The organism is Actinokineospora spheciospongiae, from assembly GCF_000564855.1.
Classification (GTDB): Bacteria; Actinomycetota; Actinomycetes; order Mycobacteriales; family Pseudonocardiaceae; genus Actinokineospora; species Actinokineospora spheciospongiae.
Window position 1 is genome coordinate 1 of sequence record NZ_AYXG01000178.1, and the last position, 11,429, is coordinate 11,429.

General features: G+C 74.8%; 2 protein-coding genes. Both read left to right on the forward strand.

What is annotated here, in order from left to right; translation table 11 throughout:
* On the forward strand, positions 1-8,539 hold an 8,539-nt coding region (locus UO65_RS38725; protein ID WP_152552224.1), incomplete at its 5' end, for a type I polyketide synthase.
* 66 nt (positions 8,540-8,605) lie between these two features.
* On the forward strand, positions 8,606-11,429 hold a 2,824-nt coding region (locus UO65_RS23020), incomplete at its 3' end, for a type I polyketide synthase (RefSeq protein ID WP_411431368.1).

Below are 11,429 nucleotides of genomic sequence, written 5' to 3' on the forward strand. Positions count from 1 at the left end.
CGTGCGCGGCACCGCCCTGCTGCCGGGCACCGCGTTCGTGGAGCTGGCCCTGCGCGCCGGGGACCAGGTCGGCCTGCCGGTGCTGGCGGACCTGACCCTGGAGGCGCCGCTCGTGCTGTCCGAGCGCGGGGCGGTGACCGTCCGCGTGGTCGTCACCGACAGCCGGGTCGAGGTGCACTCGCGCGGTGATGACGAGACCTGGGTCCGCCACGCTTCCGGCGTGCTCACCGCCGAGCCCACCACCCCGGCCGCCGACCTGGTCGAGTGGCCGCCCGCCGGCGCGGAGGCGCTGCCCGTGGACGGCGCTTACGCCGACCTGGCCGCCCGGGGTTACGAGTACGGCCCGGTGTTCCAGGGGTTGCGGGCGGCGTGGCGCCGGGGTGACGAGGTGTTCGCCGAGGTGGCGGTCGACGCCCCGGTGGACGGTTTCGGGGTGCACCCGGCGCTGCTGGACGCCGCCCTGCACGCCCTGGGCCTCGACTCCGACGACCTCGCCCTGCCGTTCGCCTGGTCCGGGGTGGCCCTGCACGCCGAGGGCGCCACCGCCGCCCGGGTCCGCCTGACCCCCACCGGGTCGGGGTCCGTCGCGGTCGCCGTGGCCGACCCGGCCGGGCGGCCCGTGGCCACCGTCGAGGCACTGACCCTGCGCGCCGCCGACCCGGCCGCCCTGACCGCAGCCCCGGCCCGGCCGCTGCACCGGCTCACCTGGCAGGCCCTGCCCGTGCCCGGGGGCACCGGCACCGGGTTGCCCCAGGCACCCGACCTCACCTACGCCGAGGTCCCCACCGACCTCGACCCCCGGGGTGCCGCCGCGTTCGCCCTCGACCGGGTGCGGGCGTGGCTGGCCGACGGGTCCGACGGGCGCCTCGTGGTGCTCACCCGCGCCGAGGCGGACCTCGCGCACGCCGCCGTGCACGGGCTGGTGCGCTCCGCGCAGGCCGAGCACCCCGGCCGCTTCGTCCTGCTCGACCTCGACAACTCGCCCGCGCCGACCGAATCCCTGGCGGCGGCCCTGGCGACCGACGAGCCGCGGTTGGCCGTGCGGGACGGCGTGGTCACCGTCCCGCGCGTCGTCCGCGCCGACACCCCGGGCACCGCGCCCGCCCTCGACGGCACCGTGTTGATCACCGGCGGGACCGGGGTGCTGGGCGCTCTGGTGGCTCGGCACCTGGTGGTGGCGCACGGTGTGCGGAGCCTGGTCCTGCTCAGCCGCAGCGGCGCGGCGGGTGCGGAGGAACTGCTGGCCGAACTGCGTGGGCTGGGTGCGCGGGCGGAAGCGGTCGCCTGCGACGCGGGCGACCGGGCTGCGGTGGCGGAGGTGCTGGCCGGTGTCCCGGCTGACGCGCCGCTGCGTGCGGTCGTGCACGCGGCCGGTGTGCTCGACGACGGTGTTGTCACCGGGCTGACCCCCGAACGCGTCGACGTGGTGTTCCGGCCGAAGGCCGACGCCGCAGTGGTGCTGGACGAGCTGACGCGTGGCCTCGACCTGGCGGCGTTCGTGCTGTTCTCCTCCGCCGCCGGTGTGCTGGGCACGGCGGGCCAGGGTGGTTACGCGGCGGCGAACGCCGTGGTCGACGCGGTGGCGGTGCGCAGGCGGGCGGCGGGGTTGCCCGCCGTGTCGTTGGCCTGGGGCTTCTGGGAACAGCGCACCGGCATGACCGCGCACCTGACCGACGCCGACGTGGCCCGGATGCGCCGCGAAGGCGTGCGCCCGCTGACCACCGACCACGGCCTGGCCCTGTTCGACGCGGCCCTGGCCGCCACCGACCCGCTGCTGGTCCCGATCGACCTCGACCCGACCGCCCTGCGCGCCCAGGGACCCGACCTGCCCGCCGCGCTGCGCGGCCTGGTCCGGGCCCGCCGGGCCACCGCCTCGACCGCCGAGGCCCCCTCGGGCCTGCGCGCCCGGCTGGCCGCCCTGCCCGAGGCCGAGCGCGGCCCCGCCGTGCTGGAACTGGTGCGCGAGCGGGTCGCCGCCGTGCTGGGCTTCGCGGGCGCCGCCGCCGTTGAACCCGACCGGGCCTTCAAGGAACTGGGCTTCGACTCGCTGACCGCCGTCGAGCTGCGCAACCGGCTCACCGCCGCCACCGAGCGGCGCCTGCCCGCCACCCTGGTGTTCGACCACCCCACCCCGAGGGCCCTGGCCGACCACCTGGCCGCCGAACTGCTGGACCTCGCCGTGGCCGACCGCGCGCCCAGGGCCGTCGCGGCGACCGGGGACGCCGTGGCCATCGTGGGCATGAGCTGCCGCTTCCCCGGCGGGGTGTCCTCGCCCGCGCAGCTCTGGGACCTGGTCGCGGGCGGGGTGGACGCCATCGGCGAGTTCCCCACCGATCGCGGCTGGGACATCGACGCCCTCTACGACCCGGACCCGGAGAAGGCGGGCAAGACCTACACCCGCCACGGCGGGTTCCTGCCCGGTGCCGCCGGGTTCGACGCCGCGTTCTTCGGGGTGTCGCCCCGGGAGGCGTTGGCGATGGACCCGCAGCAGCGGGTGCTGCTGGAGGCCGCCTGGGAGGCGCTGGAGGACGCCGGGGTGGACCCGGGTTCGCTGCGCGGCAGCGCCACGGGCGTGTTCGCGGGCTTGATGTACCACGACTACGCCGCCCGGCTGGTCGGCGCCGCCGTGCCCGAGGACGTCGAGGCGTACCTGGGCAACGGCAGCGCGGGCAGCGTGGCCACCGGACGCGTGTCCTACACCTTCGGGTTCGAGGGCCCTGCGGTCACCGTGGACACCGCCTGCTCGTCGTCGTTGGTGGCGTTGCACCTGGCGGCGCAGTCGTTGCGGCAGGGGGAGTGCGACCTGGCGCTGGCCGGGGGCGTGACGATCATGTCGACCCCGGAGACGTTCACCGAGTTCAGCCGCCAGCGCGGCCTGTCGGCCGACGGCCGCTGCAAGCCGTTCGCGGCGGCGGCCGACGGGACCGGCTGGGGTGAGGGCGTCGGCCTGCTCGTGCTGGAGCGGCTGTCGGACGCCCGCCGCAACGGGCACCAGGTGCTGGCCGTGGTGCGCGGTACGGCGGTGAACCAGGACGGCGCGTCGAATGGGTTGACGGCGCCGAATGGTCCGTCGCAGCAGCGGGTGATCCGGCAGGCGTTGGCCAACGCTGGTTTGTCCACTCAGGACGTTGATGTGGTGGAGGCGCATGGGACCGGGACCACTTTGGGTGACCCGATCGAGGCGCAGGCGTTGCTGTCGACCTATGGGCAGGACCGCGAGGAGCCGCTGTACCTGGGGTCGGTCAAGTCGAACATCGGCCACACCCAGGCCGCCGCCGGTGTCGCTGGCGTGATCAAGGCCGTCCTGGCGATGCGACACGGGGTGCTGCCCAAGACGCTGCACGTGGACGAGCCGTCGCCGCACGTGGACTGGTCCGAAGGGGCCGTGGAGCTGCTGGCCGAGGCCCGGCCGTGGCCCGAGGTGGACCGGCCGCGCCGGGCGGCGGTGTCGTCGTTCGGGATCAGCGGGACCAACGCGCACGTGATCGTCGAGGGCGTGCCCGCCGAGCAGGCCGCCCCGGTCGAGGGCGGTGTGGTGCCGTGGGTGCTGTCGGCCAAGACGCCGGGAGCGCTGCGGGCGCAGGCCGGGCGGCTGGCCGCCTTCCTGGGCGAGCACCCCGAGGTGGCACCGGCCGACGTGGCCCGGTCGCTGCTGGGCCGGGCGGTGTTCGAGCACCGGGCGGTCGCCGTGGGCGCCGACCGGGCCACCCTGCTGGCCGGGCTGGCCGACCTGCCGTCGACGACCCCGGCCTCGGGCGGCTCGCCGGTGTTCGTGTTCCCCGGCCAGGGTTCGCAGTGGGTGGGGATGGCCCAGGACCTTGTCGACCAGTCGCCGGAGTTCGCCCGGTTGTTCGCCGAGTGCTCGGCTGCGGTTGAGGCGTTGGTGGACTGGAAGGTCGCCGAGGTGTTGGGCGACGAGTCCGCGTTGGAGCGGGTGGATGTCGTCCAGCCGGTTCTGTTCGCCGTGATGGTGGCGTTGGCCGGGCTGTGGCGCTCGACCGGGGTTGAGCCGGGTGCGGTGCTGGGGCACTCGCAGGGTGAGATCGCGGCTGCTGCGGTGTCGGGTGCGTTGTCGTTGGAGGACGCGGCGAAGGTTGTCGTCCTGCGCAGCAAGGCGATTGCCGGTGGGCTGGCCGGGCGTGGCGGGATGGTGTCGGTGGCGCTGCCCGTGGAACGCGTGCGGGAGTTGCTGGTCGAGTACCCGGGTGTGTCCGTGGCGGCGGTCAACGGTCCTTCGGCCGTGGTGGTTTCCGGTGACCCGGAGGGGTTGTCGGCGCTGGTGGCCGACTGTGAGGCCCGGGAGGTTCGGGCCAGGGTGATCCCGGTGGATTACGCCTCGCACTCGGCGCAGGTGGAGACCATTCGGGACGAGGTTGTCTCGGCGCTGGCGGAAATCGAGCCACACGTCCCTGCGGTGCCGTTCTTCTCGACGGTGACCGGTGAGTGGGTGAGCACGGCCGCGCTGGGTGCGGAGTACTGGTACGAGAACCTGCGCAACACCGTGCGGTTCGAGGAGGGTGTGCGGGCACTGGCGGATGAGGGCTTCGGTGCCTTTGTCGAGGCGAGTGCGCACCCGGTGCTGACGATGTCCATCGAGGACACGGTGGAGGCGGTGGCTGTCGGGTCGCTGCGGCGGGGTGAGGGTGGGGCCGAACGGTTCCTGCGCTCCCTCGGTGAGGCGTTCGCCGCCGGTGCGGCCGTCGACTGGTCCCGGTGGCCGGTGCCGCCCGCGAACCGGGTCGAGCTGCCCACCTACGCCTTCCAGCACGAGCGCCACTGGCTCGACGCCCCCGCAGGTGCCACCGACGCGGGTTCCCTCGGGCAGGTCCCGGCGGGGCACCCGCTGGCCGCCGCCGTGGTCCCGCTGGCCGGGTCCGACGGGTTCGTGCTCACCGGCAGGCTCTCGCCGCGCACCCACCCCTGGCTGGCCGACCACGCCGTCCTGGGTTCCGTGCTGCTGCCCGGCACCGCCTTCGTGGAGCTGGCCGTGCGGGCGGGCGACGAGGTGGGCTGCCCCCGCCTGGTCGACCTGACCCTGGAAACCCCGCTCGTGCTGCCCGAGGACGCCCCGGTCACCGTGCAGGTCGTCGTCGGCGACCCCGACGACAGCGGGGTGCGGGCCGTCAGCGTGCACTCGCGCGGCGACGACGGGCCGTGGACCCGGCACGCCTCCGGGGCGCTCACCGCCGAGGCCCCGGCCCCCGCCGCCGACCTGGTCGAGTGGCCGCCCCCGGGCGCCGAACCCGTCCCCGTCGACGCGGTCTACCCGGGCTTCGCCGAGCGCGGCTACCACTACGGCCCGGCCTTCCGGGGCCTGCGCGCCGCGTGGCGCCGGGGTGGCGAGGTGTTCGCCGAGGTGGCCCTGCCCGAATCCGAGCACGCCGCCGCCGCGGCCTTCGGCCTGCACCCGGCCCTGCTCGACGCCGCCCTGCACGCCCTCGGCCTCGGTGGCATCGCCGACGGCGACGGCGCCCAGCTCCCGTTCGCCTGGAGCGGGGTGTCCCTGCTGGCCTCCGGCGCGACCGCACTGCGCGTGCGACTGGCCCGCATCGGCGAGGACGCCATCACCATCACCGCGGCCGACGCGGCGGGCGCCCCCGTGGCCTCGGTGGACTCCCTGGTGCTGCGGGCCATCACCCCCGACCAGCTCGCGGGTTCCTCCGCCGCCGACGCCCTGTTCCACGTCGAGTGGACCCCGGTCGGCGTCGAACCGCTCGCCGCGCAGCCGGACTGGGCCGTCCTGGGCACCGACGCCCTGGGCGTGCAAAGCCTGCTCAAGGCCGCCGACGTCGACGCCCCGCACCTGGCCGACCTGACCGGGGCCGACCGGCTCCCCGCCCTGGTGCTCGCCCCGCTGGCGCCCGTCGCCGAGCCCCACTCGGCCGCGGCGGCCCGCACCGCCACGCACGCCGTGCTCGACCTGCTCCAGGGGTGGTTGGCCGACGACCGGCTCACGGACACCCGGCTCGTGGTGGTGACCCGGGGCGCCACGGGCGACGACCCGGCCGACTTGGCCGCTGCTGCGGCCGTGGGCCTGGTCCGCTCGGCCCAGGCCGAGCACCCCGACCGGATCGCCCTGCTCGACCTCGACACCACCGCGCTGCCCGCCACTGCCGCCACGGAACTGCCTGCCGTGGAGGTGGCCGCGGCCCTGGCGGCGGGTGAGCCGGAGTTGGCGGTGCGCGGTGGGCGGGTGCTGGCCCGCAGGCTGGCCCGGCCCTCGGCGGCGCTGGTGCCGCCCCCGGGCGGGCGCTGGCGGCTCGACGTCGACGTGCGCGGCACCCTGGAGAACCTGGTGCTCGCCGACAGCGCCGAGGCGCGCGCGCCGCTGGCCCCGGGCCAGGTGCGCATCGGGGTGCGGGCGGCGGGCATGAACTTCCGCGACGTCATCGTGGCCCTGGGCCTGGTGCCCACCGAGGAGGTCATGGGCAGCGAGGGCGCGGGTGTGGTCCTGGAGGTCGGCCCCGGCGTGGACGACTTGGGGCCCGGCGAGCGGGTCATGGGCATCTTCGACGGCTCGTTCGGCCCGGTGGCCGTGGCCGATCGCCGCATGGTCGCCCGCATCCCGCAGTCCTGGGACTTCACCGAGGCCGCGACCGTCCCGGTGGTCTACCTGACCGCCTACTACGGGTTGGTGGACCTGGCCGGTTTGCGGGCCGGTGAGCGGTTGCTGGTGCACGCGGCGACCGGTGGTGTGGGTATGGCGGCGGTGCAGCTCGCCCGGCACCTCGGGGCGGAGGTGTTCGCCACGGCCAGCCCGGGCAAGTGGGATGTGCTGCGCGGCATGGGGTTCGGCGACGATCGGATCGCGTCGTCGCGGACCTTGGACTTCGAGGGTGCGTTCCTCGACCGGACCGGCGGCGCGGGCATGGACGTGGTGTTGGATTCGCTGGCCCGTGAGTTCGTGGATGCTTCGTTGCGGTTGTTGCCGCGTGGTGGTCGGTTCCTGGAGATGGGCAAGACCGACATCCGCGACCCGCAGGCCGTTGCCACCGAGTACCCGGGTGTCCAGTACCAGGCGTACAACCTGCCCGAGGCGGGGCCCGAGCGCATCCAGGAGATGCTGCTGGAGGTGCTGGACCTGTTCGACAAGGGGGTCCTGGCGCCGCTGCCGGTGCGCTCGTGGGACGTGCGACGGGCGCCGGAGGCGTTCCGGTTCCTCAGCCAGGCCAGGCACACGGGCAAGTTGGTGCTCACCGTTCCGCGTGGGATGGCCGGTGGCACGGTGTTGATCACCGGTGGCACGGGTGTGCTGGGCGGCGAGGTCGCCCGGCACGTGGTGGCTGAGCACGGCGTGCGCGACCTGGTGCTGACCAGCCGCCGTGGGTTGGCAGCCGAGGGTGCCCCGGAGTTGGTCGCGGAGTTGGGGTCGCTGGGCGCGCGGGTGCGGGTCGAGGCGTGCGACGCCGCTGACCGTGCTGCGGTGGCGAAGGTGTTGGACTCGCTGGACGTTCCGCTGTCCGGGGTCGTGCACGCCGCGGGTGTCCTCGACGACGCCCTTGTGGGTGCCCTCGACGCCGAACGGGTCGACCGGGTCCTGCGACCCAAGGTCGACGCGGCCGTGGTGCTGCACGAGCTGACCCGCGACCTGGACCTGGCCGCGTTCATCCTGTTCTCCTCCGCCGCGGCCACCTTCGGCGAGGCGGGGCAGGGCAACTACGCGGCGGCCAACGCCTTCCTCGACGCCCTGGCCGCGCACCGCCGCGCGGCTGGCCTGCCCGGCACCGCGCTGGCGTGGGGTTTCTGGGAGCAGCGCTCCGGGATGACCGGCCACCTCACCGACACCGACCTGGAGCGGATGCGCCGTTCCGGCATGGCGCCGATGACCACCGCCGAGGGCCTGGCCCTGTTCGACCTGGCCTGCCGGGCCGACGACGCCGCCCAGGTGCCGATCCGGCTCGACCTGGCCGCCCTGCGCGCGGCGGGCACCGTCCCCGCAGTGCTGCGCGGCCTGGTCCGTGGCCCCGGCCGCCGCGCCGCCCAGGCCGCCGCCGTCCCCACGGGGGACGCCTTGGCGGTCCGGTTGGCCGGGCAGGCGCCCGCCGACCAGCGGCGGGTGCTGCTCGGGGTGGTCCGCGAGCAGGTCGCCGCGGTCCTGGGCCACGGCGACGCCACGGCCATCGCCCCCGCGCAGGCGTTCAAGGAACTGGGCTTCGACTCGCTGACCGCCCTGGAGCTGCGCAACCGGCTCGGGGCGGCCACCGGGGAGCGGCTGCCCGCCACCCTGGTCTTCGACCACCCCACCCCCTCGGCCCTGGTCGAGCACCTGCGCGAACGCCTGGTCGGCGCCGACGAGCAGGCGGGCGCGGCGTCGGTGCTGGCCGGGATCGACCAGTTGGAGGCGGTGCTGGCCGGGGTCGACACCGAAGGCGACGTCGACCCGGCCGACGAGGCCGAGATCACCGCGCGGCTGCGGGCCGTGCTGTCGGCCTGGGACGCCCGGCGGGCCACCCCCGGCGACGACGACGAGGACGACCTGGCGGGCGCCACCGCCGACGAGGTCCTGGACCTCATCTCCAGGGAATTCGGCAAGTCCTGACCCACTCAGCGGCCCGCCGCCCCGGACATCCCGGCGGTCGGCGGGCCGCGCTACGGCTCTGATCGGGTGACGCACAAGATGGCCAACGACGAGAAACTGCTCGACCACCTCAAGTTCATGACCGCGGAGCTGCGCCGCGCCCGCCGCCAGGTCGCCGAGATGGAGGAGGCCGAGCGCGAGCCGGTGGCCATCGTCGGCATCGGGTGCCGGTTCCCGCGCGCCGCGTCCGCCGAGCAGCTCTGGGCGCTGGCCGAGGGCGGCGTGGACGCGATGGGCCCGTTCCCCGCCGACCGGGGCTGGGACGTCGAAGTGCTCTACGACCCCGACCCCGACGCCCCGGGCACCTCCTACGTGCGCGAGGGCGGCTTCCTCGCCGACGCCGCCGGGTTCGACCCGGCGTTCTTCGGCATCTCCCCGCGCGAGGCACTGGCCATGGACCCGCAGCAGCGGTTGCTGCTGGAGGTCTCCTGGGAGGCGCTGGAGCGCGCGGGCCTGGACCCGACCGGGCTGGCGGGCACCCCGACCGGGGTGTTCTTCGGCCTGATCGACAACGGCTACACCGGGGTCACCGACGTCCCCGCCGAGCTGGAGCCCTACCTGGCCAACGGCGGGTTCAGCAGCGTCGCCTCCGGCCGGGTCGCCTACACCCTGGGCCTGGAGGGCCCGGCGATCACCGTGGACACCGCGTGCTCGTCGTCGCTGGTGGCCCTGCACCTGGCCGCGCAGTCGCTGCGCCGGGGGGAGTGCACGCTGGCCCTGGTCGGCGGGGCCAGCGTGATGGCCAAGCCCTTGGCGTTCACCGACTTCAGCCGCCAGCGCGGTCTGGCCGCCGATGGCCGGTGCAAGGCGTTCGCCGATGCCGCTGACGGCACCGGGTGGGGCGAGGGCGTCGGCGTCCTGGTGGTGGAGCGGCTGTCGGACGCGCGGCGCAACGGGCACCAGGTGTTGGCGGTGGTGCGGGGGACGGCGGTCAACCAGGACGGCGCGTCCAACGGCCTGTCGGCGCCGAACGGGCCCGCGCAGCAGCGGGTGATCCGGGCCGCGCTGGCGTCCGCCGGGCTGCGGTCCGCTGACGTCGACCTCGTCGAGGGCCACGGCACCGGCACCACCCTGGGCGACCCGATCGAGGCCCAGGCCCTGCTGGCCACCTACGGGCAGGACCGGGAGGTCCCGCTGTACCTGGGGTCGTTCAAGTCCAACATCGGCCACGCGCAGGCCGCCGCCGGGGTCGCGGGTGTGATCAAGGTGGCCATGGCGCTGCGCGCGGGCGTGCTGCCCCGCACCCTGCACGTCGACAAGCCCTCCGACCACGTCGACTGGTCCGAGGGCGCCATCGAGCTGCTGACCGACAACCGGCCGTGGCCCGAGGTGGACCGGCCGCGCCGGGCGGCGGTGTCGTCCTTCGGCATCAGCGGCACCAACGCCCACATCATCCTGGAGGCGGCCGAACCCGAACCGGAACCCGAGCCCGCAGGCGGTGTGGTGCCGTGGGTGCTGTCGGCCACGACGCCGGAGGCGCTGCGGGCGCAGGCCGACCGGCTGGCCGCCGCCGTGGCCGCCGCACCGGACTGGCACCCGGCCGACGTCGCCACGTCGCTGGCGGGGCGGGCGGTGTTCGAGCACCGCGCCGTTGTGGTCGGCGCCGACCGGGGGACCCTGCTGGCCGGGCTGGCCGAGCTGCCCTCGGGGGTTGCTGGGCACGTGGGTGCGCCGGTGTTCGTGTTCCCGGGTCAGGGGTCGCAGTGGGTGGGGATGGCCCGTGAGCTGGTGGGGCAGTCCTCGGAGTTCGCCCGGTTGTTCGCCGAGTGCTCGGCTGCGGTTGAGGCGTTGGTGGACTGGAAGGTCGCCGAGGTCTTGGACGACGAGTCCGCGTTGGAACGGGTGGATGTTGTCCAGCCGGTGCTTTTTGCTGTGATGGTTGCTCTTGCGGGGTTGTGGCGTTCGGTGGGTGTGGAGCCGGGTGCGGTGTTGGGGCACTCGCAGGGTGAGATTGCGGCTGCGGCGATTTCGGGTGCATTGTCGCTGGAAGACGCCGCGAAGGTGGTTGTGCTGCGCAGCAAGGCGATCGCGGGTGGCCTGGCTGGGCGTGGCGGGATGGTGTCCGTGGCGCTGCCCGTGGATCAGGTGCGGGAGTTGCTGGCCGAATATCCCGGTGTGTCGGTGGCTGCGGTGAACGGGCCTTCGGCGGTGGTTGTCTCCGGTGACCCGGAGGGGTTGTCGGCGCTGGTTGCCGCGTGTGAGGCCCGGGAGGTGCGGGCGAGGGTGATTCCGGTGGACTACGCCTCGCACTCGGCGCAGGTGGAGGCCATTCGGGATGAGGTGGTTTCGGCATTGGCCGGGATTGAGCCTCGGGTGCCTGCGGTTCCGTTCTTCTCGACGGTGACAGGTTCCTGGGAGAGCACGGCCGCGCTGGGTGCGGAGTATTGGTACGAGAACCTGCGCAACACGGTTCGGTTCGAGGAGGGTGTTAGGGCGCTGGCGGGTGAGGGTTTCGGGGTGTTCGTGGAGGCGAGTGCGCACCCGGTGCTGACAATGTCCATTGAGGACACGGTGGAGGCGGTGGCTGTCGGGTCGCTGCGGCGTGGCGAAGGTGGGCTGGACCGGTTCCTGCGGTCGCTTGGTGAGGCGTTCACCCGGGGTGTGCCGGTGACCTGGTCCGCCCTGGCCACCGGGCGGCGCGTCGACCTGCCCACCTATCCCTTCCAGCACGAGCGGTTCTGGCTGGAACCGGTGGGCGGCACCGGGGACCTCGGTGCGGTCGGCCAGACCCCCGCTGAGCACGGCCTGGTCGGGGCCGTGGTCGAGGTGGCGGGTGGGGTGGTGCTCACCGGGCGGCTGTCCACCCGCACCCACCCCTGGCTGGCCGAGCACGCCGTGCGCGGCACCGCCC